Annotated in this window: 25 protein-coding genes and 1 tRNA gene; 13 read left to right on the forward strand and 13 right to left on the reverse strand. The window is 35.6% G+C overall.

Features of this window, described 5'->3' with window-relative positions:
* Positions 1 to 10: 10 nt before the first annotated feature.
* Entirely contained in the window at positions 11 to 1,231 is a 1,221-nt protein-coding gene (locus OOK89_RS00705) for a KAP family P-loop NTPase fold protein (protein WP_264719054.1), read from the reverse strand.
* A gap of 3 nt (positions 1,232 to 1,234) precedes the next feature.
* Positions 1,235 to 1,834 (reverse strand): recombination mediator RecR, encoded by a 600-nt coding sequence (recR, locus tag OOK89_RS00710; protein WP_425383625.1) that lies wholly within the window; start codon positions 1,832 to 1,834, stop codon positions 1,235 to 1,237.
* Positions 1,835 to 2,202: 368 nt separating this feature from the next.
* Between recR and OOK89_RS00715 the strand changes: the two genes are divergently transcribed.
* Positions 2,203 to 2,313, forward strand: coding sequence for a WPE palindromic element domain-containing protein (locus OOK89_RS00715; RefSeq protein WP_080717651.1), 111 nt, complete (start codon positions 2,203 to 2,205; stop codon positions 2,311 to 2,313).
* A gap of 599 nt (positions 2,314 to 2,912) precedes the next feature.
* Here OOK89_RS00715 and ndk read toward each other — a convergent pair.
* The gene (gene ndk / locus OOK89_RS00720; protein ID WP_174515674.1) at positions 2,913 to 3,332 is read right to left on the reverse strand and encodes a nucleoside-diphosphate kinase; all 420 of its coding nucleotides are present in this window, start codon (positions 3,330 to 3,332) and stop codon (positions 2,913 to 2,915) included.
* 118 nt (positions 3,333 to 3,450) lie between these two features.
* Between ndk and OOK89_RS00725 the strand changes: the two genes are divergently transcribed.
* From OOK89_RS00725 to OOK89_RS00735, 3 genes are all read left to right on the forward strand, one after another.
* Positions 3,451 to 4,272, forward strand: coding sequence for a hypothetical protein (locus OOK89_RS00725; protein WP_264719055.1), 822 nt, complete (start codon positions 3,451 to 3,453; stop codon positions 4,270 to 4,272).
* On the forward strand, positions 4,273 to 5,220 hold the full coding sequence (hemH, locus tag OOK89_RS00730; RefSeq protein ID WP_264719056.1) for a ferrochelatase: 948 nt from the start codon (positions 4,273 to 4,275) through the stop codon (positions 5,218 to 5,220).
* A gap of 70 nt (positions 5,221 to 5,290) precedes the next feature.
* A complete protein-coding gene (locus OOK89_RS00735; protein ID WP_264719057.1) occupies positions 5,291 to 6,088 on the forward strand; it encodes a hypothetical protein in 798 nt (265 codons plus the stop codon).
* A 3-nt stretch (positions 6,089 to 6,091) separates the two neighbouring features.
* Here OOK89_RS00735 and gshA read toward each other — a convergent pair whose 3' ends face one another.
* Positions 6,092 to 7,252 (reverse strand): glutamate--cysteine ligase, encoded by a 1,161-nt coding sequence (gene gshA / locus OOK89_RS00740; protein WP_151807649.1) that lies wholly within the window; start codon positions 7,250 to 7,252, stop codon positions 6,092 to 6,094.
* Between the two features lie 115 nt (positions 7,253 to 7,367).
* On the opposite strand from gshA, the gene hslV reads away from it, so the two are divergent.
* A complete protein-coding gene (gene hslV, locus OOK89_RS00745) occupies positions 7,368 to 7,922 on the forward strand; it encodes an ATP-dependent protease subunit HslV (RefSeq protein ID WP_006280198.1) in 555 nt (184 codons plus the stop codon).
* A gap of 1 nt (position 7,923) precedes the next feature.
* Positions 7,924 to 9,414 carry an ATP-dependent protease ATPase subunit HslU gene (gene hslU / locus OOK89_RS00750; RefSeq protein ID WP_264719058.1) on the forward strand — a complete coding sequence of 497 codons (1,491 nt, stop codon included), beginning with the start codon at positions 7,924 to 7,926 and terminating at the stop codon, positions 9,412 to 9,414.
* 68 nt (positions 9,415 to 9,482) lie between these two features.
* Here hslU and OOK89_RS00755 read toward each other — a convergent pair whose 3' ends face one another.
* Both OOK89_RS00755 and OOK89_RS00760 read right to left on the reverse strand, forming a co-directional pair.
* On the reverse strand, positions 9,483 to 10,424 hold the full coding sequence (locus OOK89_RS00755) for an FKBP-type peptidyl-prolyl cis-trans isomerase (protein ID WP_264719059.1): 942 nt from the start codon (positions 10,422 to 10,424) through the stop codon (positions 9,483 to 9,485).
* Positions 10,417 to 11,208, reverse strand: coding sequence for a polyprenyl synthetase family protein (locus tag OOK89_RS00760; RefSeq protein ID WP_264719061.1), 792 nt, complete (start codon positions 11,206 to 11,208; stop codon positions 10,417 to 10,419). The genes OOK89_RS00755 and OOK89_RS00760 overlap by 8 nt, the downstream gene beginning before the upstream one ends.
* 145 nt (positions 11,209 to 11,353) lie before the next feature.
* Between OOK89_RS00760 and acpP the strand changes: the two genes are divergently transcribed.
* Genes acpP through OOK89_RS00775 form a run of 3 tightly spaced genes read left to right on the forward strand, consistent with a single transcriptional unit; the run spans position 11,354 to position 13,028 of the window.
* Positions 11,354 to 11,614: an acyl carrier protein gene (gene acpP / locus OOK89_RS00765; RefSeq protein ID WP_006279836.1), complete on the forward strand. Its 261-nt coding sequence runs from the start codon at positions 11,354 to 11,356 to the stop codon at positions 11,612 to 11,614.
* 13 nt (positions 11,615 to 11,627) lie between these two features.
* Entirely contained in the window at positions 11,628 to 12,899 is a 1,272-nt protein-coding gene (fabF, locus tag OOK89_RS00770) for a beta-ketoacyl-ACP synthase II (RefSeq protein WP_015589434.1), read from the forward strand.
* Positions 12,900 to 12,902: 3 nt separating this feature from the next.
* Positions 12,903 to 13,028 (forward strand): hypothetical protein, encoded by a 126-nt coding sequence (locus OOK89_RS00775; RefSeq protein WP_255324783.1) that lies wholly within the window; start codon positions 12,903 to 12,905, stop codon positions 13,026 to 13,028.
* Positions 13,029 to 13,068: 40 nt separating this feature from the next.
* Here OOK89_RS00775 and OOK89_RS00780 read toward each other — a convergent pair whose 3' ends face one another.
* Complete coding sequence (locus OOK89_RS00780) at positions 13,069 to 13,293, reverse strand: hypothetical protein (RefSeq protein ID WP_010082031.1); 225 nt, start codon at positions 13,291 to 13,293, stop codon at positions 13,069 to 13,071.
* On the opposite strand from OOK89_RS00780, the gene OOK89_RS06570 reads away from it, so the two are divergent.
* From OOK89_RS06570 to thyX, 3 genes are all read left to right on the forward strand, one after another.
* The gene (locus OOK89_RS06570; RefSeq protein WP_416635899.1) at positions 13,202 to 13,975 is read left to right on the forward strand and encodes a CPBP family intramembrane glutamic endopeptidase; all 774 of its coding nucleotides are present in this window, start codon (positions 13,202 to 13,204) and stop codon (positions 13,973 to 13,975) included. The two genes, OOK89_RS00780 and OOK89_RS06570, sit on opposite strands and share 92 nt — an antisense overlap.
* A 155-nt stretch (positions 13,976 to 14,130) precedes the next feature.
* Entirely contained in the window at positions 14,131 to 15,408 is a 1,278-nt protein-coding gene (gene murA / locus OOK89_RS00790; RefSeq protein WP_006279833.1) for a UDP-N-acetylglucosamine 1-carboxyvinyltransferase, read from the forward strand.
* A gap of 9 nt (positions 15,409 to 15,417) precedes the next feature.
* Positions 15,418 to 16,272, forward strand: a complete 855-nt coding sequence (gene thyX, locus OOK89_RS00795; protein ID WP_015589436.1) for an FAD-dependent thymidylate synthase — start codon at positions 15,418 to 15,420, stop codon at positions 16,270 to 16,272.
* A gap of 72 nt (positions 16,273 to 16,344) precedes the next feature.
* Here thyX and OOK89_RS00800 read toward each other — a convergent pair whose 3' ends face one another.
* On the reverse strand, positions 16,345 to 18,129 hold the full coding sequence (locus OOK89_RS00800) for a hypothetical protein (RefSeq protein ID WP_264719063.1): 1,785 nt from the start codon (positions 18,127 to 18,129) through the stop codon (positions 16,345 to 16,347).
* Between the two features lie 144 nt (positions 18,130 to 18,273).
* Here OOK89_RS00800 and priA point away from each other — a divergent pair, with 144 nt between their 5' ends.
* Positions 18,274 to 20,616, forward strand: a complete 2,343-nt coding sequence (gene priA, locus OOK89_RS00805) for a replication restart helicase PriA (RefSeq protein ID WP_264719065.1) — start codon at positions 18,274 to 18,276, stop codon at positions 20,614 to 20,616.
* Positions 20,617 to 20,625: 9 nt separating this feature from the next.
* On the opposite strand, the gene petA is transcribed toward priA, so the two are convergent.
* From petA to OOK89_RS00830, 5 genes are all read right to left on the reverse strand, one after another.
* Positions 20,626 to 21,225, reverse strand: coding sequence for a ubiquinol-cytochrome c reductase iron-sulfur subunit (gene petA / locus OOK89_RS00810; RefSeq protein WP_264719066.1), 600 nt, complete (start codon positions 21,223 to 21,225; stop codon positions 20,626 to 20,628).
* Between the two features lie 86 nt (positions 21,226 to 21,311).
* Positions 21,312 to 24,020: a DNA gyrase subunit A gene (gene gyrA, locus OOK89_RS00815; protein ID WP_264719067.1), complete on the reverse strand. Its 2,709-nt coding sequence runs from the start codon at positions 24,018 to 24,020 to the stop codon at positions 21,312 to 21,314.
* Between the two features lie 52 nt (positions 24,021 to 24,072).
* Positions 24,073 to 24,145, reverse strand: a tRNA-Val gene (locus OOK89_RS00820).
* Between the two features lie 81 nt (positions 24,146 to 24,226).
* Positions 24,227 to 25,102, reverse strand: a complete 876-nt coding sequence (locus OOK89_RS00825) for a tetratricopeptide repeat protein (RefSeq protein WP_264719068.1) — start codon at positions 25,100 to 25,102, stop codon at positions 24,227 to 24,229.
* A 29-nt stretch (positions 25,103 to 25,131) separates the two neighbouring features.
* On the reverse strand, positions 25,132 to 25,368 hold the full coding sequence (locus OOK89_RS00830) for a hypothetical protein (protein ID WP_264719069.1): 237 nt from the start codon (positions 25,366 to 25,368) through the stop codon (positions 25,132 to 25,134).
* Positions 25,369 to 25,619 lie beyond the last annotated feature (251 nt).

Here is a 25,619-nt window from a genome sequence, read left to right on the forward strand (position 1 = left end):
GGGTATCTTTTCAAAATAGTATATCCTTTATAGCTTTGTTAATTTTTGACTCCCTCTCTGCAAAAGCAGTTTCTAGAGAGGTTTTAAGTTTTTCCCATTCTTCTTGACCATTTAGAACTAAAGATTTATATTCATTTTCAATTTTTTCCAATGCTCTTTGATATGAAAAACCTAATTCCTCATATATATCAATATTTATCGATTGCAGTATTACCAAAAATGAAAACAAATTCGGATCAGGTAATTCTTCTCTTGTGTGATTCAGAAGACACAGCTTTATTTTTTTTACGCAGTATTCTATTGTTTTTAACGATAGTGACAGGCTTTCTGCATAAAATATAAAACTATCTACAATCAAATTTTTTGACTTTTTCGGTAATTTAATATTTTCAAATAGTTCTTTTGTAAATTTTTCTATCGGTTGTTTTGGCAAATGTAAAGAGAGATCAGTAAAAGATTTTAGGTCAAAATTTGGTCCAAGTATTGTGCTGATTGCTCTTTGTACATTACTCTTATCTTTACTTACAGAAATAATGAAAACCAGCCCCTCCACATCAAGCATATACTTTATAGATTCCAAAAAATCGACAACGAATTTAGGACGGCACACATCAAGATTATCCACCATTATATAAATGTTTTTGTCTTTTCTGATTTTATTAACCACATCCGCTAACTGTGTTTTAAAATCTCTAGTACTCTCTTTTCTTCTTTGGAGAAGACTTAATTCACTCAAGACAAAACCTATGTCTTTTTTATCAGCCTCTTTTGCAGCATCAAGAAATACTGAAAGCATAGCAAGTGGAGATTTACTGATCAGCTTTCCTAGTGTGTTTAGAGAAAATAGCTCTTGGTTTATGTTCTTGAACTGTTGTATAACGCTTCTTTTTACTTCATACGATGCAAATAAATCTTCAAATAGAAAATTTAAAAAAGAAGGAAGTGGTTGGTCCAATGCATTGATATCCCATGCACTATAATAAGCTACAATTTCATTTTGCTGTTTTAACTCTTTTACCCATTCTTTCAAAAAAAACGTCTTGCCCCATCCATCATATCCTTCTAAAGATATTATTGTAAAAGACTGATCAATTGTTTTAATTATAGTGTTGAATTTACCTGAAAATTGCTTATAGTTTAGGCGGTCATTTTCCCAAGCCACCACTTTAAGTGGTGGCACTATTTTTTTCTTTTTGAATGTTATTAGCGATATAAGTTTTTTTAAGCACATGTCTTATTTTATATTTAACTCATATTCTTGTCTTGAAGTAAGTGCTATCCTCAGCGTTCCTTCATCAAGATAGTCAATTTCTCCGCCCATTGGTATGCCGCAAGCAAGGCGTGATATTTTCACATCCAAATTTTTTAGCAATTCAATTATATATTGTGCAGTAACTTGGCCCTCTAATGTCGGATTAATTGCGATAATTATCTCTTCAATTTTAGACTCTGTCACTTTTTTCAGAATAGTGTCAAGGTTGAGTTCTTTTGGACCTATGCCATTTATTGCAGACAATCTGCCACCCAAAACATGGTATAAACCTGAATATATATTTCCTTTTTCAAACGCCCATAGATCACCTAATTCTTCTACTACACACAGTAACTTAGTGTCACGTTTTGGGTTAGTACAAATAGAACAAGGTGACTTAGTATCTAGATTTCCGCAAACTTCACACTCTATTATAAGATCTGCTAGCTCTTTAATCAAAGATGCAAGTGGTAGCATAACTTTTTCTTTGTTTTGGAGTAAATGTATAACTAACCTGCGTGATGATGATGGCCCTAAACTTGGCAATTTAGAGAAAGCATGAACTAGATTTTTTATGTTAATGTTCATCCAATAAATTCAGAATAGGTAGTCAAATGGTAACATCAAACCCTTTGTAAAGAAAGTGGTAAGTTTCTCTTGATCCACTTTGATTAGCTATAGAAAAAATTTTTTACTCTAACGCAAAAAATTACTTCCGCACACTTAAAGCCTGATTATAATAGACTTCTTGCATAACCCAAACTAAGTAGAAAAAGGTATCATCCGAGTAGCTCTCCTTTGTCATCCCAGTGCCCAGACACTGGGATCCAGGAATTTTATTAAGTTTGTAAGCATAAAAGTATAGCTAACGTGAGCTCTACGTCATACTGCCGCGAACCGTCATCCCGCGATTCATTCGCGGTATCTCTTAGCCGCTAACACGTAGCGGGATGACGGTTGTCAGGCTAGCTGTCATCCCAGTGCCCAGACACTGGGATCCAGAAATTTTAATTGTAAGTAAGCATACTGGGTTGATAAGTATAAAAGTAGCTAGAAAATAAACATTTTTGATGAGATTATATGGAAAACTGGATGCCAGTGTCAAGCACTGGCATGACACCCTTCACGGACTTTTAAATTACTTTAGCTATAAATATTAAGAAATTTACCAAATGAAAAAAAAGGCAAAAGAAGCCCTGGGGTTATTATCCGCTTTAAAATATTGGCGTTTTTTATGTTTTAAACGCTTGACAAGCGAGATTCAGCCGCTTTTAATTGCAACTAACTTACGCTGCAAATGTTTAAGAAATTTACTAAGCAGAAAAAAAGACAAAGAATCCCCGAGTTAGCTAGTCTTTTACTATCTCTGTCGAGTATTGGCATTTTTTGATGTCTTGTAACGCTTTATAAGCGCGTTCAGCTTATTTAGATAAAAATCTAGATGTAGATGAAGTTTTGTAAAGACATACAGTATCTATATACTGCAAAAAATTGAACATAAGACGCCGATACATTAAGTAATCCTTACCTTTTAATCTGCAGATTGGCGAAAGCAAATACAATAGCTTCACTACCATGATAAGGGCGCTGGCGAAGGGTGTCAAGTAAGTTTTTTCGTTTCTATGTTGTCAGCTACTTGGATGACGCCAATCTGAGTTAACTACACCAACTCACATTCAGCAAAAAAGAAAGCTATCTCCTTACGAGCATTTTCTAGACTATCCGAGCCGTGGACTCTATTTTCACTAATATCATCAGCAAAATCACCCCTGATTGTGCCTTTATCTGCCTGCTTTGGATTGGTAGCTCCCATGATTTGTCTGTATTTACTTACTGCATTTTCACCAACTAAAACTTGAACTATCACAGGACCAGAAGTCATAAACTCTACCAATTCCCCAAAAAAAGGCCTATCTTTATGAATTTCATAAAACAGCTCTGCTTGTTTTTTTGTTAGTAACATCATTTTTTGTGCTGTAATTTTCAGCCCAGATTGTTCGATGTAGGAATTTATATTGCCTGTAATATTATTTTTTACTGCATCAGGTTTTAATATTGAAAGTGTCTTCTCAATTGCCATATTATTCCCTCATATTAAGTAAAATAGTATATTTATAGATTTATCTTATTATAAATTTTAATTTCATAAAAGTGATTTTTTATTTATAGTTAAGAATAAACCATCAAGGAGGTATTGTATGGGTGAATGTTGTAAAAATAACACTACTAAACAAGCTGAGCCTACCACTAAAAAACAAGCTAAATCTACTACTAAAAAATTAGTAAGTAACTTTAAGTCATCACTTTTTTGTGGAACAAAAGGATTTTTAACTTTTAATTTGGCCTTTTTAAGTTATTTGGAATATAGTTCACATCATAATACAGAATTAAAAAAAGGTGCTGCCTTTGCAATGAAAAGGAATACTATTCCATTGCTTGAAATGGCTATCATAGTGCCATTTGTTTGTTTTGCACTGCCAGCTATGCTAGGCAGTATGAGCCTCATGCAATGCGCACTTTTATGTGCTTCCTTAATGATTGCCACATGTTTTATTGTCAGAACTTTTCATCTGCGTGAGAAGTTAATGGAAAAAATCACTAACCATAGTAGAAAAGAAATAGACGCGGAATTTAAGAAAGATACTATAAAATTTCCTATCTTTGATCAAAATAGAAAACACACCGAGTATAATTCGCCTAACTCAGGGCGACTACTGGATGAAACAAGTAGCACCTCTCTTTTCGTTAAAGTTTTACTTTTTCCCCTCAAGGTTCTTCTGAATGTCCTGCAAAGTTGTATAATGCTATCTTTAGCTGCTGTTGAACTTCTTGAAACGGTACCAAGTCTTTTTGTCGATACATTTTTCGATTGGAACTTCACATCCACCAAGAGTAACCTGAAGAGATCAGGCCACTTATTGTATGCCAGTGTAAGAAATTTAGTGCCTATAACTAAATTTGATGAGTGTGTAGCTAATTTTATAGGCACCCCAGAAGTAACTTGTTGTAGTAGTGCGTAGGTGAAAAAGGCAGTTATCTTATTTAATCTTGGCGGGCCTGATTCACTAAATGCGGTCCGTCCTTTTTTATTCAACCTTTTTTATGACAGGAGAATAATCAATCTACCGAATCCCTTTCGGTTTCTTTTAGCAAAGTTTATATCTGCGAAACGAGAAAATACTGCACGAAAAATATACGAGGAAATTGGAGGTAAATCGCCAATTCTAGAGAATACAAAAATGCAAGCTAATGCTTTAGAACTAAAATTAAACGAAAATAGAAACCATGTACACAAGGTATTCATCTGCATGCGCTATTGGCGTCCATTTGCTGACGAAGTTATTGAAAGTGTAAAACAGTTTGATCCTGACGAAGTAATTCTGCTGCCACTGTATCCACAATATTCAACTACCACAACTCTGTCATCCATCGAGAATTGGCAAAAAAATGCTAAACGGTATGGCCTAAAATGCAATACAAAAATGATTCACCGTTATTATGATAACCAAGATTTTATTGAAGCTCACACTAATCTGATAGCTAAGTACTATAAATTGGCTAGAAAAATCGGTAAACCAAGAGTCCTATTTTCAGCCCATAGCTTACCTCTTAGTATCATTAAAAAGGGCGACCCTTACGCTTCACAGGTAGAAAGAAGCGTAGAGTTAATAGTAGAAAAGTTAGCTATCAATAACTTAGATTGGTCAATATGTTATCAGAGTAAGATTGGTCCTGTAAAATGGCTAGAGCCAAGCACTAAAAGTGAGCTATTACGCGCAAAAGCTGATGGTGTACCTGTAGTTCTATCACCTATATCTTTTGTTTCTGAGCATTCAGAAACTCTAGTTGAACTTGATATAGAATATAAAGCAATTATCAAGGATGGATATTACTTTCGTGTGCCAACTCTCAGTACCGATCCCTTGTTTATAAAATGCTTAGCCGATTTGTGCATAAATCTCCCTTAAAGTCCTGATTCATAGGGCTTTTCTTTTAGGATTTTATGTGATAGAATAACAGGAAGTTATTAACTATTTCATGCCAAACAAGCTAAAAAAGAAATCTAACATACTCGCACAAAAGGTGCATGATATTTATGATCATGATTTCAGGAAGGTAATCTGCATCACAACAGGTTTAACAGCCCTATTGTGTAAGATTTCACTGCAATTTTGCTGCGAGTTCATTGACAATAATAGATCCAATATCTTTCTTATACGGAATGTTGCTCGACTAGTAAAGTTTCCGACATCTATTCTATACATTGCCCATTCTGCATTTACTCTACAGGATCTAATTAAGGATTACAGAAACCCTGAGAGTAAAAAAGAGCTGGCAAAAATTGTGGGTAAATCGGCTAATCTTGCAAGCAGCATCATAGAAGCATTGATGATGTTGAAAGTCATCCATTTTTTTACTAGGAGTAATGCAGACGTAATAAGTCACATTCACTTAACATCAACGATCCTATTTCTGTTTATTTCGGAACCTATAAGCTACTATTATTCATGGAGAAAATACCTAGATAATAAGGATCCTGAAAAGTCTGCTGAGTGTAAGAAGGACCTTATTATCAGCACATTAACTTTGTCATTAGGTTTATTAAACTTCATATTAAGAAGGATAGAGACTCCAACTATACCAATAAACTTAGGTAATGGTATAATCTATAATTTCAACTTAAGCGTAACAGTCAGCATAATATATAGTGCAGTATTTCTTGCAGTTCAGCTTGACAAATTGTTTCAACAACCTGTCAATGATGATCCTTCCACTGAACTTGATGATGTTCATAATATAAACGGTCATTCTAATGACAGCACTGTAGAGGTATAAGAATTAGGGATGAAAAGATTTTATTTCTACTGCCAACGCTAGTACTGCTAATTTGCTAACAATACTCCAAAGTGATAGAATTTTACCTTCTACAACCTGGCTAACATCATGAAACTCACAGTCAGTGGCATTCAAGCTAGAATATACATCTTTTCTGCTATTACATCGGTATAAGTAACATGTTGGAGTATCTCCTATATAGTATATTAGCGGTTCTGCAGAACTGCTTTTAAACATGTCAATGGTTGGTACACCTTCTTGTATAATAACGCTATTGATTGCTATTCCTTCTTTTATCTTTTTCATTTTATGACGCTTTTTTTTATTGAGGTTTAATATTTCCTCTCCACTTGTTGCTGTTATAATGCCCATCCCATATGTGCCATTGCTTGCTTTGATAAAAACGTAAGGTTGTGTTTTTATTTCATATTCCTCATATTTTTTTTGCACTAGAGATAATATTTGGTCAACTTTAGTTGCTACTGCTCCTAGTGACAAATCATCATCAAAATCAACTCCATCACAGCTCTCTGTAAGCACAGAAATTAGCCATGGGTCTATTTTAAATTTGCCACAAAACTCAGATGCTAATTCTTGATAGATTTCAAAATACTTAAATTTCTGCCTGCTATGCCAACCGTATAGTGGGCTTGGTACTATATCTTGCTTTACGTCTTTCAGCGTGTCTGGAATGTGGCTCGTCATATCACGGTTCAGTATAATAACATCAGGCACAAATCCTGAAGTTGTCTTTAGCAGAGAGTTTTCTTTCACAACAGTTTCATACTGTTCTATTAAATTGTATACTTCATTATATAAAAGGCCAATTCTAGTCTCAAAACCTGCGAGTTGTAGTATTTTCTCTATAACAAATACGTTTTCTATATACATTTTATTGCGTGTATAATTTTCCGGTATTATAAGAACCTTTTTGTATTGATGTCTTTTAAAATAGCTTTTTATCAATCTTGCTGCCATCGTTCTTGATTCTTCACTTAAGTTATTGAACCCCGCAGGAAATAAATTAGCGTCTACTGGAACGATTTTATAGCCAGAGTTTCTAAGATCTATAGAGCTATAAAATGGCGATGTAAGGCCATTAAATTTTGCTTCGAACCAATTATTTATACTTTTTTCCAAATCTGGGTGAATTATGTTTTGCATCTGCACTTTAAATGTTATAAGGAAGGTATTATATTATAAGCTATAGTTGAACATATTTAGTAAATTTGACTAAAGATTAAAGTATAATGAGATTCTTATTTAAAGTGATAGAAAAATGATTCAACACGATAACAATAAAATGTATGGCACTACTATATTATCAATTAGAAAAGATAAAAGTGTAGTAGTAATAGGTGACGGACAAGTTTCACTGGGCCACACTGTTATAAAATCTGGAGCAAAAAAAGTTAGGCGTCTTTCTGGTGATTCCGTAATTGCTGGATTTGCCGGGGCAACAGCCGACGCATTTACTCTTTTTGAAAGATTAGAATCTAAACTTGACAAGCACCCAGGGCAATTAATGAGAGCATGTGTTGAACTTGCAAAAGACTGGAGAATGGATAAATATCTGAGGAAATTAGAAGCTATGATGATCGTTGCAGATAAATCTATTTCATTAGTAATTACGGGAACAGGTGATGTTCTTGAACCTGAAGATGGAGTCGCAGCTATTGGCTCTGGGGGAAATTTTGCTCTATCTGCAGCAAGAGCTTTAATTGACATTAAAGGAATATCAATAGAGGAAATTGCGAAAAAGGCTATGAAGATAGCTGGCGATATATGTGTTTATACAAATCATAATGTAGTTATTGAAAAGATAGAGGAGTGATATGTCTTCCAAGCAAAAAACTTTATGCACCAATTTTTCCAATCAGTCCATAACCCTTTCAGAAGGGCGGTCTTGTAGTAGTGACACCTACGATGAAAAAGATAACCTCTATAAAGATACTAAGAGTGGTTTTGATTCAAATGACAGCGATGTTCAAGTTAATGACAGCACTCAAGTTTTGTTAGATGACCTGCCACCACAGAAGATAGTTAAAGAATTGGACAGATTCATAATCGGACAGGATGATGCAAAGCGTGCTGTTGCTATTGCGCTCAGAAATCGTTGGCGTCGCAATCAGGTTCCATTTCCATTGCGTGATGAAATCATACCTAAGAATATATTGATGATCGGTCATACAGGGGTTGGTAAAACTGAAATAGCTCGTCGCTTAGCAAAACTTGCCGGTGCACCGTTCATAAAAATTGAGGCAACGAAGTTTACTGAAATAGGGTACGTTGGACGTGACGTTGATTCGATAATACGCGATTTAGTTGATGCAGCAATAGTTTTAGTTAAAGAGAAAGCCCGTAAAGCCTTAGCTAAAAAGGCTTTAATTTTAGCTGAGAAAACAATAGTAAACTCTATGGTAGGCGAAAATGCAACCGAAGAGAGTAAAAAAATTTTTAGAGAAAGGTTGAGGAATAAAGAGTTTGAGGACGGAGAAGTTTCTATTAACGTCAGAGAGAGCAAGAGTATGTTACCTACTTTCGATATACCAGGCATGCCAGGTGGGCAAGTTGGTGTGATGAATGTAACAGAAATAATGGGCAAGATGTTTAACGGGAGCAAAAAAACAAAAACTATTACGGTGAAGGTAAAAGAAGCGCGTGAAATATTAATTAATGAAGAAAGTGAAAGGCTAATGGATGAAGATAAGATAATCAAAGAAGCCATTGATCTTGTTAGTAATGACGGTATAGTATTTTTGGATGAAATAGACAAAATTGCAGCGCGTACAGAAGTAAAAGGTGAAGTAAACAGAGAAGGAGTGCAACGCGATCTGTTACCATTACTTGAAGGAACAACTGTTACAACTAAGTATGGCCATGTAAAAACAGACTATATATTATTTATTGCATCTGGTGCTTTTCATCAGTCTAAACCATCTGACCTCTTACCGGAATTGCAGGGCAGATTACCGATCAGGGTAGAACTTAAGGCACTTACTCAAGAGGATTTAATAAGAATATTAAAGGAACCAGAATCTAGTTTGTTAAAGCAGTACATAGCTTTAATGAAAACAGAAAATGTGACACTTGAGTTCACTGATGATGGTATAAAAACCATAGCTGAAATAGCGTTTACAGTTAATAGGCAAGTGGAAAATATAGGCGCAAGAAGGCTTCACACTGTCATGGAGAAGCTTTTAGATGAAATAAGTTTCATTGCTTCTGAGAAAAATAGCGAAAAATTCATTATAGACAGCAAGTATGTAAAAGATAAACTTGAGTCAATTTCGAAGCAGCTTGATTTATCTAAGTTTATACTTTAGGAAAAACGAAAAGCCTACTTTAAGTAGTATAGAGAGTGTTCAGAAGATTAGCCAGTAGACCTAAAATTTCAGCTATATTCTTTAGGCTGTTTTTCAACAGTAGAATGGTGTGCTGCGACCTCTTGCTTAACATCTAAGCTTAAGTCAATTATTGAGATATTTTCTTCATCATAATCTATGTCTTTTATTAACATATCGTCAGTAATAGTCAAAAGGTCAGGCGGAGAAAGAATAGTTCTTTTATTACCAGCTCTCATTCCCACAACTCCAAGCTCTATAGCAAGTGGTATTTTTTTATCGCCAACCCTAAATTGCACTGTTTGATCTTTGACTATATATTCCCCATTATGCTCCTTTACGCTATATTTAACCGATATCTCATTACCGCACCTTACTTGTTTTCCAGTCTTGTTAATTAAGTCATTAAAAACCATCAGATTATTTACTGAGTCGGGATATTTATCCTTTACTTCGATCAGTTTGACGTAATAAGAATTAAAATTCATTTTGTTCTCATTGGCAATAGTAACTACACGCTCTCCGCCTTCTTTCATACCTATTGCCCCTAAACTCACTTCTTTTAGGTCATCTTGACCTATTTTCAAAGTAACATCAGAAACTTTGCTAGGGAGTGTTGCTGAGTTATTATTAGAAATTTTATATATTTGCAATAGGACTTCCAGGCCACAAAAAGCCTTGCTGCCACTGCCTTCAGTAATTTCATAAAAATTTATCGAATCCTCTTCTTTTTGCTGCGTCATTTCTTCTAAATATTCTGTTAGCCCATGCTTTTCAATATAGCGGTCAAGTGCTGATTCAAGTATTGGCTTCACTAGGTAATATGCTATCGTCTGTATCAAACCACCATGCGTGGCATTTATCTCATAAAGCTTGTCCTTTTTTTCCGGTTTACCTTTGTTTATATAGACAATAGTAAACACAAAAGCAGAAGTTAAAGTGAGAATCATTACTACGGAAATAAGCATTTGTAATATAATTTTTCTAACCATCTTTCTTTACTTGATTCAATAAATCATATAAATAATTAGTATCCCCTGAAAGCGCACTCAAATTATCCAAGCCTTGTTTAAAGAGGCCGTCTATATAGTCCTCTACTTCACTTTTACCAAGCACAGACATTAGGTTATTTGTTTTATCTTGTTCGTAGTCTTCAATATCATCCTTAGCTTGAAAGATAAGCCCTAGGTTTATCCCGAAGTTATATAACGCTCTCCGTTGTTCATCTGTAGCACCCCCTATTATAGCACCTATTTCACATGAAGCTGCAAATAGTTTTGCGGTTTTCATCAAATGAATTTCTTTTATTTTGTTAAAATCTGTGTCAATATCTAAAGCCTGTCCTCCCACCATTCCCCTAATTCCTATTGCTTGAGAGAGCACTTTTATGATCTCACAGCGTTTCTCATTTAACGAAGATAATACCTCAAAAGCCAGAGTAAGTAGTGCATCTCCGGCAAGCACTGCTGTTGCTTCATCAAATTTTTTATGGCAGCTTAGCTGGCTTCTGCGAGTATCACTGTTGTCCATGCACGGTAAATCATCGTGAATTAGAGAGTAAGCATGAACAAATTCAATTGCTGCAGCAACTGATATTACTTTTTTAGCTTCCGCGTTAAACACTTGCGATGAAGCTATGACTAAAAAGGAGCGTATATGTTTTGCAGGAGCAAGGAGTATATAACGCATAGCTGATATAAGCTTATTCTCGCTATTTTCGGGTAAGAGTTTGTTTACTTCTACAATAAGCAAATTTTTTGTTGTTTCGTCTAGCATTTTTGAATTGTTAATTGTTTAGCACGTAACGCTAGCCAGCTAGGGCAGTAGAAAACTTTGCTGTAGTTTACCAGTTATAAAAGATATTGCAAACATAAAAATTTTTTATAACATCAAAGAATAGGTTATTTTTTTGGTAAGAAATGTGAATAGCGAACTAGCAAAGAGCACTAGAGAAGACATAGAAGAAAAAGTGAAAAAGATTATACTAGAGCACATTAGTAAGGATGTAGAGAAATTCAACAGCTCTTCAAAGCTTTCGGAGCATGGTACAGACAGTTTAGATGCAGTTGAAATCATCATGGCGGCAGAAGAAGAGTTCGGGATAGAAATTCCAGATGAAGACGCACAAAAAATGGAAACTATGGAGCAAATAGTTGAGTACATTAATAATAAAAAAGGCTAATAGTTAGTGTTAAATGAGCAGAAGAGTAGTAGTCACTGGTGTTGGTTTAATCACTCCACTAGCAGCAGATGTTGACAACACTTGGTTAAGGCTAATAAAAGGTGAATCCGGCATAAAAGCAATCAATACGGATAGATTTGACTCTTCTGATCTTGCTTGCAAAATTGCAGGGCAGGTGCCGTTGCAATCAGACAACATTGAGCACCATTTCAATCCACTAGATTATATTTCTGAGAAAGACTCAAAAAGGACAGATCGTTTTATCCATTACGGTATTGCAGCAGCTATTCAGGCAGTAGATGATTCATTAATTTTGGAAAGCCAAAATATCAATCGGGAACGTGTTGGTGTGACTATTGGCTCTGGTATAGGTGGTCTTCCGTCAATTCAGGAAAATGTTATTACCATGCAGGAAAAAGGGCCCAGACGTGTCAGTCCATTTTTTGTCCCTGCAAGTCTAATAAATTTGATATCTGGCCATATTTCTATTAAATACGAATTTACAGGTCCAAACGATTCAGCAGTAACCGCATGTGCAACAGGTGCGCATGCAATCATAAACTCAGCAAGAACTATAAAACTTGGTGAAGCGGATGTGATGATTGCAGGTGGAGCAGAAAGTGCACTGTGTAGAGTTGGAATTGCAGGTTTTGCATCTATGAAAGCGTTATCAACTAAATTCAATGATAAACCCAAAGAAGCTTCCAGACCATGGGATGCAGAACGCGATGGTTTTGTTATGGGTGAAGGAGCAGGTATATTGGTGTTGGAAGAATACGAACATGCAAAAAAAAGGGGAGCAAAAATATATGCTGAACTGAATGGATATGGACTCACAGGAGACGCACACCACATCACTGCACCGCATCCAGAAGGAAGAGGCGCATTTAAAGCAATGCAACTTGCTCTTCATAGTGCACAAATTAATCCCAATCAAGTAGGGTATATCAATGCACATGGAACTTCAACACCACTTGGAGATAAAATCGAAGTGATAGCAATGAAAAAGTTGTTCGGCGATTACGCTTATAAAATACCCGTTTCTTCAACTAAATCCTCTACAGGGCACTTGCTTGGTGCTGCAGGAAGCGTTGAGGCAATATTCAGTATTCTTGCATTAAATAATGGGATTATTCCACCAACCTTAAATTTACACAAGCCTTCAGAAGGATGTGATTTAAATTTTGTACCGTTTAAAGCTCAGGAGCATAAAATTCAATATGCACTTTCTAATTCGTTTGGTTTTGGTGGCACTAATGCATCGCTCATATTTGGACAAGTTTAGTTGATGTCACCCCAGTGTCTTCCTCTTGTCATTCCAGTACCCTCCTCTTGTCATGCAAGCAGCTCTCCTACTGTCATCCCAGCACGTGACACTGGGATGACAAACGGTTGTGAAATGGAATACATATAAAAATTAAACTATCAATAGCAATTCAAAAAGAAAAAATATTCTATTCATCCCTGAAGAAGTATTTTATTGACAATTTATGAATAAAGATCAATAATGCAGAAAAGGAATTGATGGGCGTATGCATGAATTTAACCACTATTAATTGTACATTATTTGTTGTAATTACATATTTTTTGACGTGCATTATAGCTTGGTGCTTACCTTTCAAAGACATAACATTATTAACAACATTTGTTCCGGCTTCAGTTGCAATTTTGCTAACCATTTATAATAAACAGAAGGTAAGGGATCTTTTTAAACTTAGTTCGCCAAAAAACTGTCTATTAGGGTTTATACTTATTCTGGTAAGTATGCTAATTTCCAATGGTCTTTTGTCAATTTACTGCGGTTTTTCATTTTTCCGAGAGTCTTTTACGTTAGACCGTGTAAAGGATTTGAGTGCAGTTTTGAGTCCATTAGTGATGTTATTTGTTTTATTATCAACCTTTGTGATGTGGATCATTATGTCTCTTGGTGAAGAGATCGGTTGGCGTGGCTATCTTTTGAAAAATCTTAAAAGCAAAATATCAAATTTTTATATCAGAGCAATTATTGTCGGTATTATTTGGTCAGTATGGCACATACCAACTTATGTGGTTGCTGGCTCAGCTTTGTGGAAGGATGGCTTTACATTCCCGACTATTTGTGCTTATACCCTTTATATTTGTGCAATGTCTATAATGTTTACCTGGTTGTTTGAAAAAGACAACTCGATTTGGCCAGTAACTATTGCTCATGCAACAAATAATCTTGTGTATAGTGTTTTGAGCATTCTAATGCCGTCTCCTCCTCTGTCAACTTTCGATGCAGTAATTCGCCTTACATTAGGAGCAGCTGGTTATTTCATTGTTGCAATTGGTGTTATTTGGTTTGATAAAGCTCGAGAGCGTCATTTGAGTAATTCATAGTATAAAATTTCGGGGGCAATTCGCATCAGGTGTCATGCAGGTAGCATGACACTGGGATGATGAGGAAGAAAAAGCAAATTTTGCCTTTTACGGTCAATCTATTATACTTAGTAAGACTTCAATAAACTAATGAATTATACTTTATATCTCATTAAATGCACAAGATATTAATAAGAAATAACTACAAACCTTTGGTCGGAAAAATCAAGATTAATGGCTCAAAAAATGCTGTTTTACCAATAATGGCAGCAAGTCTATTAAGTAGCTCCCCGGTAATTTTGCATAATGTACCTGATTTAATTGATGTGCATCTAATGTCTAAGTTGCTTGAAAGTCTTGGAGCAGAAGTGAACTTTATGCACAATAAAAATTATAAAGCGAACCATACTTTGAAAATTGACTGCAGCAATATCAACAATCACGTGATGCCATATAAAACCGCAAGTAAGCTAAGAACTTCTTTTCTAATATTGGGTCCAATGCTTAGCAGATTTGGCAAAGCGAGAACAGCATTTCCTGGTGGATGCAACATTGGAAAGCGTCCCGTTGATATGCATATTAAAGCATTAGAAGAAATGGGAGCTAAAATTGAAATTGACGGCTATAATATAATTGCAACAGTGAAAGGAAAGCTACAAGGAAAAGAAATCACATTTGAGAAAATAAGTGTTGGCGCAACAGAAAATGTAATAATGGCAGCAACATTTGCAGAAGGAGTGACAACAATAAACAATGCTGCAACTGAGCCGGAAGTTCTTGATTTAATAGATTTTCTGAAGAAAATGGGTGCTGATATTGAAATTGATAATACAAAGGTCATAATAACAGGAGTTGAAGCACTAAATGGATGTGTTCATAAAATAATACCAGATCGCATAGAAGCAGGCACCTATGCACTAGCTGCTATAATAACCGGTGGTAAGTTGGAGTTGGAAGGAATAAATCTATCTGATATAAGGTGTATTACAAATGAGTTGGAGACTATAGGAGCTATGGTTGAACTGTATGATGGAGGCATTGTTATTTCCAGAAAAAATGGCTCTATTAAGTCTGCTAACGTTGCGACAGATCCATATCCCAATTTTCCCAGTGATATGCAACCACAACTGATGTCTGCAATGTGCATCGCTGATGGGATATCAGTAATTGAAGAGAACATTTTTGAAAACAGATTTACACATGCAGATGAATTGAGAAAGTTAGGTGCTAATATCAGCATCGAGAAAAGCAAAGCTACTATAAGTGGAATAAAAAGCTTATCTGGAGCTAATCTATATGCTACTGACTTAAGATCAACAGCAGCTTTGGTGCTTGCTTCTTTGGTAGCCGGTGGAGAAACTATAATAAACAATTCACATCATTTATGGAGAGGATATGAAGCAATGCATGAAAAACTCAATTCATGTGGAGCTGATATCTCCATTTCGTCTTGAGGATATTTTATGAATGAAGCAACCAAACGAACTATAGTAAAAGAAATAGATGCAATCTTATATGAAGAACATAAGGTATTAGACCATGGATTTATTCGAGTAGTGGATTATATGGGCTCTGATAGCGCTATAGTTCAAGCTGCTCGTGTTTCTTATGGCAAGGGAACAAAACAGATAAGTCAGGATGAAGCACTTATAAAGTATTTAATGAGACATCATCATACAACTCCATTTGAAATGTGTGAAATTAAGTTTCACGTGAAACTTCCAATTTTTGTTGCAAGGCAATGGATAAGGCATAGAACTGCAAATGTGAATGAATATTCAGCAAGGTATTCAATACTTGATAATGAATTTTATACACCTAAACCAGAACAAGTTGCAAAACAATCTGACAATAATAAACAAGGTAGCGGGGAAGCTTTTGATCCAGATACCTCAAAGGAAATAATAGATTCTCTAACAAATGACTCTAATTTAGTATATTCTCATTATGAAAAATTTATTGAGCAGGGGCTTGCAAGAGAAATTGCCAGAACTAACCTAATGCTTAATTACTACACGCAATTTTATTGGAAAATAGATCTGCATAATCTCCTTCATTTTTTGAAGCTTAGAGCTGATAAGCATGCCCAATATGAAATCAGAGTTTATGCAGAAGTTATGCTGGATATAATAAAAAAATGGGTTCCACTGGCCTACAATGCCTTTGTTGAATATTGCCTAGAATCAGCCTGTATTTCAAGAACTGGTCTAGAAATAATTCGCAAATTAATTAAAGGGGAAAACGTTACTAGAGAAGAAAGTAATATTGGTAAAAGAGAATGGGGCGAGCTGATGTCTATACTTGATAAACAATCTTAAAGATAAAGGCATACGTGTCAATCTCCTCTGTCAGTTAACTCTCGTTCACCAGATTGAATCTTGCTTTTTACATCACATTAACTCATCACTTTTATAGAACATCTCATTAAAATCATTTAGAGTTCCAAAATCCTGACCCTTGATAAACAGGTGATCATTAGCAACATGTGCTTCATCAAGAGTAAACAGCTCGTAATGATGATTGTGAGCGGGCCTAACAATTTCATTATATAAAACCATTACTTGTTCGTAGTTATATCCATCGCCAGCATGATATTTACCACGTACGGTATCATAAAAATTCTTTACATCATCATATGTCACTTGCAGCTCCACCTTATACTTTCCCACTTCAAGAGGACTTCCTGTTTTTATTTTTAAGGGATGTTGTGAATTTGCAACACTGTTAGAAGTTTCTGCTTCAATATCAGAATTTTTATCCATATTTTCTATCACACTTGCCATAACAGTTTCTTGTTCATCTTCTGTTGGTTTTGTTTGTTTTTCAGTCTTATTACTGCTACTGTCAGTTTCCACAGTTACTTTTTTTACTTCTATATCTTTTTGAGCTTTCTCATTACTTTGCTTGTGTATTTCATCTCCATGCAATTTTTCCTGCAGAGCTTTTTTCGTATCAGCATAATCATCACGATTGCTTTGCAAAGCTGGTTTATAACTGCTGCTATCATCCGCTTGCATTTGATCTATATAGTTAGATTCTTCTTCCTGTATAGTATTTTTTGCGTTATCCTCACCAACCGTTCCTTTCTCCCCAGACTTGGCTTCACTCTCTACCACAACTTCTTCGTCTACTTGCTCATCATCAATTGTAAATTCAGTACCTATCTGATTGCTATCTTCCTCCAATTCATTAGATAATTTTTCAGATAGCTGGTCACCACTCAAATATGGTTCCTTTGAATATTTAGCATAATTATGGGGATCGGTTCTGTTTTCTGAATAAAACCCACTTTCAAAGTCTGAGTAGGAGCTTTGATTGAGCACAAAAAATAAGTTTTCATAATTAACCAGCATATCACTATCAGGGCTAACAAAATTTAAATATTCATCGCCTTCCCATTCTGGGTGGTGTCTATACTCTGCTATGTAGTATTTACTAGAGTCGAGAGGTATCTTGTCACCTTCTTCCCCATCAAGTTGTAAAACTACTGCTGAATGCCCATTACCTAAATCATTACCTTTTACCACTTTGAATATTTTAATCTCATCCTTTTCTACAAGTTCTTTTAACTCCTCGTTCTTTTCATTTAACTCTTCCTCCCTTTGTCTTTCTGCTTCTCTCTCTCTTGCCAATCTTTCTGCTTCTTCATCAGCTTTCTTCTGCAGTTGTGAGAATACATTTTGTGATATATCTTGTGTGGTTAAGCTATTTGTGTTGCTTAAAAAATTATCTAACACATTTGATGCAATTGGTGACAATTCACCGTGATCATCAAATACTTTTTCCTTTGCTTTATCATAGTGATTTGGGTTATAGATTGCATACAGAGGATAAAAACCATAATCTGCAATTGACGCTCCGTCAGGTGATAGTTCCATTGAGAATCCATAGTAATTAAGTGGAAGATTGGAGGTTAAATATTTACCGTTATCATCCCTAACGTGTAGCTCACTTCTACCATTGTGCTCACTATATTTGTTGTAGTAGATATAAAAATTCTCATGGTTAAGATTGAAGTGATCATCTAGATTATCGAATTGAATTGTACTGCCAAGCTTCTCGCGCAAAAGATTTTTGCTTTCATCTGTAAGCTTTATATGTGCAGAAAAGTAGTATCGATCTATAGGTTCGCCTTTTTCTATTTCAAAGTTCAAAGTAATCTTGTCGTTGACCATTGGTAGCCTCCACAAATTCTATAAATCATTTTATTTATCAATCATACGGTCTGTACTATGAAAAATGTGTTAAACGTTAAGATTTTCTCTGTACCGATTCATCTATATTGCCAAGCTTAATAAAGTTACAAGCTCTTTAAAACAATGTTAAACTCAATCACTATGGCAAAAACAGTTGACGTATTACTATCACTTCCAATTGATCAGTTATTTTCATATGCAATTGAGGAAAATACTGAGATTTTACTTGGAGATTACGTAGTGGTGCCATTTGGCAAAAAACGCTTAATCGGAATAGTTTGGAAATACAGTGATAAAAGTAACCGAGAATTAAAATTTATTGAGCAAAAAATCGATTTACCAAATATTAGACCAAAATTGATTGCATTTGCAGAGTGGGTTGCACAATACAATTTAATACCTATTGGTATGCTTGCCAAAGTGATAATGGGAGGAGTGTTAAAAGTAAATCACATAGATAAATTGGTTTGTGTTGAACAAAAGCAGGAAACAAGTGAAATAAGTTGCCAATTAAGCCCTGAACAGCAGATAGCTAGTGATAAAATAATCAGCAATTTGAACGAGTATTCAGTGACTTTGCTTGACGGTGAGACAGGATCTGGAAAAACGGAAGTTTATCTCTCTGTGATTGCACAATTGATTAAGAATTACACTGCCGTTCCAAATGCTGCTCAGACTTTACCATCCCAGTGCCCAGAGACACAACTGTACGAACATTGTGATTTGGGTCTACCAAGAGGGTGTCATCCGAGTAGCCTGACACTGGGATCCAGTTTTTCATATAACCTCATTACAAATGTTTATTTTAACTTAAAACCAATACCTAATTTACAATCAAAATTCCTGGATTCCAGTGTCAAGCACTGGAATGACACCTTTATACTCAAGGCAAAACCCACTGTAACATTTAGCATACCGTCTTTGCCACGTACTAGTATGACACCAGAATATGTTGAAATGACATCAGGAGAAGGTAATACACAAATTTTAATCCTCCTACCTGAAATTGTTTTAACTTCACAATTGGTAAATCGTGTTCGCGGTCAGATATCAAAAAACTTAGTTGAATGGCACTCAGGGCTCACTCCAAAAACTCGCCGGAATAATTGGCTCAATATAGCAAATGGAAATGCGCAGATAATTATTGGTGCACGGTCAGCGCTTTTTTTGCCTTATAAAAACCTAAAATTGATTATCGTTGATGAAGAGCACGACTCATCTTTTAAACAAGAACAGGGAATTATATATAATGCTCGAGATATGGCGATAATCTTAGCCAAATTTGAAAATATTCCGATTATTTTATCATCAGCTACTCCACTGCTTGAAACGATTCATCATGTTAAAAACGGGAATTACAATCATGTAAAGCTAACCAAGCGATTCGGTGGTGCAGAATTGCCACTCATTAAAGTAGTAGATATGAGGAACAACAAGCAATGGATCTCCGATGAGCTTTTTGAAAGCATTAAACAAACCATAGAGAAAAAACAGCAGGTTATGCTTTTTCTAAACCGCAGAGGGTATGCACAACTGGCAATTTGTAAAAAGTGTGGATATAAAATTTCCTGCTTAAATTGTGCTGTTTGGCTTACATATCACAAGAAAAAAAATGCTCTTTTGTGCCACCACTGCTCTTATCAATTGAAACTTCCAGAAAAATGCTCTGATTGCCAAAGTGAACAGCCATTGTCCCTCTACGGCATAGGAATTGAAAGGTTACTTGAAGAAATGGTGAAATTAATACCAAACGCAAAAACTGCGATGATAAGCAGCGATCAGAAGTCGGTTAGTAACATCATTGATTTAGTGTTAAAGGAAGAGGTGAACATTATAATCGGCACACAGATAATTGCTAAGGGGCACAATTTTCCCAAATTAACTTTGGTTGGAGTAATAAATGCAGATTTGAGCCTCGAAAATTCTGATTTAAGAGCAGCGGAAAAGACGTATCAATTATTGCACCAAGTTGCAGGCAGATCAGGAAGGTTTAATGAAAAAGGAATGGTAATAGTGCAAACTAATAATCCTGAAAGTTCAATAATAAAAGCATTGCTGCATCAAAAAAGAGACTCATTTTATGAAATCGAACTTAAGTCAAGACGCGAAGCCAAAATGCCACCATTTAGCAGATTAATAGCGCTTATAATTTGTGGTAAGAATCAGATTGCAACACAAAAAGCAGCGAATGAAATAGTAAAATCTCTTCTTTGTTATCCAAGTAGCTTAACTACTTGTATCCAGGAAAAAAATGTAGGTGTAGACAAAAAGGAATTTGAAATTCTTGGCCCATCACCAGCAGCAATAAATTTTTTAAATAATAAGTATCGGCATAGGGTATTATTAAAAATACACAATAAACACAGTTTATCTATACAAAAAAAGCTGAAATATTGGATTAAAAATTGTAACTTGAATTCGAGTATTGCAGTGATAATAGATGTTGATCCTGTGAGTTTTTTTTAACGAGTTCCGTTAAGCCTTCTTGCCAATTACCACAACATTCTCACTGGGAAAAAAATAATCAGGTACAGCCATATTTTTCGGTGCAGGACCCCCAATCACTCGGCCTGATGTATCATAATATGAACCGTGGCAAGGACAGAACCAACCATTACCATCTCTTGTAGCGTGGTCAACCGGTACACACCCAAGATGTGTACATATTCCGATCATGATTAACCATTCGTCTTTTCCTTCGTATACTCTCTGCTCATCTAATTGAGGATCCCTCAAGCTCTTCACATTCACAGCTCTTGCAGCCTCAATTTCTTGCTTTGTGCGTCTACGAATGAATACTGGTTTACCTTGCCACTTTACTTTTACTCCATGTCCTTCCTGAATTCCAGACAAATTCACTTCCACTGTGGAAGTTGCTAGAACTTCAGCAGAAGGATTCATAGATTTAACCAGTGGCCAAAGCCCACTTACAGCTCCTATACCTGCCATAGCGCATGTAGTTAATGTTATAAAATCTCTCCTACTCTTATTTTTAGTAAGATCTTTAACGGGAGGTGTTTTTTTATCCTCTTTGTTTGCCAGTGGTTTTTTATTTTTAGTTAAATTTTTGTCCATTGATCTTTACTTAGCTATAAGTATATATTTTAATTTAAATACTGCGTATTAATCAACAAAAACTTGCGCTTTTTGTTTAACCTGTACTACAGTTGAGAAGAGATAGAGTTTTCAACTTCAGAAATACTATCTTCAGTGGAATCAGGATCTTCAATTTTCGCTACTGACACCACCTTTTCTCTACTCTCTGTTTTAAACAGAGTGACTCCTTGAGTGCTACGTCCTGCAATTCTGATATCATTTACTGAAATACGAATTAACTTTCCTTTATCTGTAATAAGCATGATATTATCACCCTGCTCAACTGGAAAACTAGCAACAACATTGCCGTTTCTGCTGGTAGTAAGAATATTGGTGATACCAACACCACCCCTGTTAGTTATTCTATACTCATACGCAGAAGTTCTTTTACCAAAGCCATTTTCGGTAATAGTTAATATAAACTCCTCATTCACTGCAAGTTTTAAGAATAATTCGTTATCTATTCCTAAATCATTCAAAGTCTTTTCCAATTTAGAATCAATGGAGTTATTAATTGCAGTTCCCAGTCTTTTTGCAAGTGGAACTTTTAAGTAAAGTTCTTTTGTTTCTGTTGCTACACCTATCCCATTTAATATGGTCATGGATATCACGCTGTCATTCTTTGCAAGTTTGATACCTCTTACGCCATCTGAATTGCGACTTTTAAATTGACGCACATCACTTACAACAAATCTGATACTTTTGCCGAATCTTGTTGAAAGAAAAACATGATCAATTTCATTGCATACTTTAACCGATATTAATTTGTCTCCTTCATCGAGCTTTATTGCTATTTTTCCATTGCTTGGAATATAGTGAAAGTCCGCCAAAGAGTTGCGCCTTATGTTTCCATAGGCAGTAGTAAAAACTATGTTTTGATTTTCATCATTTTCACTTGGTAACGGCATGATATTAGTTATAGTTTCACCATCGCTAAGCGGGAATATATTAACAAGCGCTCTTCCACGTGCAGTTGGCTCTGCAAGAGGTAACTTATAAACTTTTAATCTATAAACTCGACCAATGTTAGAGAAGAACAAAACGCTAGTGTGAGTATTTGTCACAAATAATTCTGTAATTACGTCTTCTTCTTTTAATCCCTGTCCTAGCTTTCCTTTTCCACCACGACGCTGAGTTCTGTAATGAGAAAGCTTCACACGCTTGATATAACCATTCATAGTTACGGTTATCACCATATCCTCTTGTGGAATTAGATCTTCAGCTTCAATGTCCGTATCTGATTCCTCTATTGAAGTTTTTCGCGGCACAGCAAATCTGTTCTTTATTTCTTGTAGATTGTTTTTTATTTCTTTCATCAACTTCTCTCCTGAGCCAAGAAAAGCGATATATTCTTTTATCAGGTTGATCATTGAACTTAGCTCAGCTTCTAATTTGTCTTTTTCAAGGCCTGTTAAACGCTGCAATTTCATGTCAAGAATAGCTTTCGTTTGCAGCTCAGTTAATCTATACACTCCATCTTTCAAAAAGCTCGTGCTGTCTGAGATTAATCCAATAATTGTGTTTATCTCAGCTGAAGTTTTCCATTCTTTATTTAAAAGTTCTCTACTTGCTTCCGCAGGATCTTTTGCACCACGGATGATTTTTATCACTTCATCTATGCTGAGGACCGCAATGTAGAGCCCTATATATATATGAGCTTTTTCCCTCGTTTTTCTTAGACGAAATTCTGTTCTCCTGATTAATACTTCTTTTCTAAAATCAACAAAAGCAGCTATGATTTCTTTTAATGACATCAAAGCAGGCCTGTTGTTGTTGAGGACTAAAGTGTTAACACTAAAACTACTTCTTAGTGGAGTTAGTCCCAATATTTGATTAAGTATAAAACTTGCTTCAGCATTTCTTCTGAGGTCAATTACTACTCTAATACCAGACTTATCAGACTCATCCCTAATTTCTGTTATGCCATCAATTCTTTTTTCTTTTACAAGCTCACCTATCTTCTCAATTAATTTTACTTTATTTACCTGGTAAGGTATTTCATCAATCACTATTGCTTGCCTATCTTGTGGCAGGTCTTCCATGTGAGTCTTGCCTTGCACAACAATTGATCCACGACCCGTTGCAAATGCTGATCTTATTCCAGACCTTCCAAGAATCGTTCCCCCAGTTGGGAAATCCGGCCCTGGCATCACTTCAAGTAACTCATCCAAAGTAACTTCAGGATTATCTACATATAACATACAAGCATCTATTATTTCTCCAAGGTTGTGAGAAGGAATATTGGTTGCCATACCAACTGCAACACCACTTGCACCGTTTACCAATAGATTCGGAAACTCTGCAGGCAGCACAACAGGCTCTGTTTCATTTCCATCGTAGTTTGGCCTAAAATCAACTGTATCTTCGTCAATATCATTCAGTAAAAAGTGCGACACTTTTTGAAGTCTTGCTTCTGTATATCGCATTGAAGCTGGTGGATCTCCGTCTATCGAACCAAAGTTACCTTGCCCATCAACAAGTGGTAAAAGAAGAGAGAAATCTTGGGCCATTCTAACCAAGGAATCGTAAATAGCTGCATCACCATGTGGGTGATATTTCCCCATTACATCCCCAACTATACGAGCTGCCTTTTTATATGGCTTACCGGCATCGAATCCAGCTCTTGACATTGCATATAATATGCGCCTGTGAACAGGTTTAAATCCATCCCGCACGTCAGGTATAGCCCGGCTTATGATAACGCTCATTGCGTAGGAGAGATAAGAATCTTCCAGCTCTTTTACTATTGAGATTGGTACTATATTATCCTGCATTTTCTACACTTTAATTGAAGTAATTAATAATACTAACATTCAGTTAAGCAAATGGGCAATGACAGACTTGAACTGCCGACCTCCTCGGTGTAAACGAGATGCTCTACCAGCTGAGCTAATTGCCCCTTTAGATCTAATTCTATAGCTCAATATTATTATTGTAAACAAAAATAGCGATAAATTAGCTTTAGGTAAGCTATAAGCTTTTATGAAATCTTTGAGTGCGTGCTGTGAAGTTTTATAAATTTTAGTCTTGCTGTCACTTTGTATAAAGGTATTTTTTCACTCACATCTTTCGAAGTTGTAGCCATGTTCAACAACTTTAAGTAGAATATTGTAGCATTTTTAAAATCTGAAAGTTTATCTAGAATAACAGCTAAATTATAAGTATAAAAAATATTGTTTTCATCGAGGGAAATAGCAGTTATCATATACTCTTTACCTTTTACATAATCCTCCTTTTTCATATAGATCAGACCTAAATTTGCTAATAAAGGAGCATAATTTTTATGTATATCATACAATTTTAACATTTCACTCAACGCCAGATCAGGATCATATTGTGAGATTATCGTCAGAAAATTTTTTAATATGTAAGGGTTACTAGGGTGTTCTTTTAACAGTCTTGTGTAAATCTCTACAGCTTTTTTGTATTCTTTATTAGCGTAATAAATGTTCCCCAATCCAATTAAAGCATTTTTATGATAAGGAAACTTTGCGGTAATCTGATTAAGGAGAGAAATAGCTGTTTCATTATCTCCTGACTCAAAGGAATCTTTTGCTTTTTTTAAAGTAGAGTATATGTCAAAACTCTTGCCAGAATTCTGCGAAATTTTGATATTAAATTTGTCACTTTTTCTCTCAATAACATCAAGATCTTTATATTTTTTATCAGCTTTTATATGCTTGACAACACTATCAAAGGCCTTCTGTATCTCCAAATTTTCACTAGCATAGGTAACAGAAGACCTCCATAAAATCACAACGCAAATTAACATGCAGACAAACATAGATCCTAGTGTTGTGGCATTGGCTGCAGCGTGTAACCAGTAAACCTTATTTCTTTGAGCTATGCGCAACACATTACAAATTCATAAATGCTAAACCTATCTCATACAACAATAAAGATATTATTAATTGGCGATGCTGCGTAGAATGCACTTATCTTTTGTCTTCCATATTTCGCTTCATTAGACTTCTTGCATAATCCAAACTTAAGTAGAAAAAAGGCAAATAGTTCTAAGTTTACCAACACCGTCATGCAAGTAGCCCCTCCCTGCCATCTAAGTAGCCTTCTTCTCCTGTCATTCCAGTAGCATCCTTTTTTTGTCATCCGAGTAGCTGACACTGGGATGACACCCTACTTAACCGTCATACTGCCGCGGTATCTCAGCCGCTAACAAGTGGCAACTGTTTTCCCTCGTCATACCGCCGCGGTATCTCATCCACTAACAAGAGATCCCGCTAACACGTAGCGGGATGACAGCAATCCTACGTCATACCGCGATTCATTCGCGGTATCTCTTAGCCGCTAACAAGCAGCGGGATGACGAATTGCTTAACCGTCATTCCGCCGCAGACCGTCATACCGTGATTTAT

It is taken from the genome of Wolbachia endosymbiont (group A) of Lasioglossum morio (genome assembly GCF_947250585.1).
Taxonomy (GTDB): Bacteria; Pseudomonadota; Alphaproteobacteria; order Rickettsiales; family Anaplasmataceae; genus Wolbachia; species Wolbachia pipientis.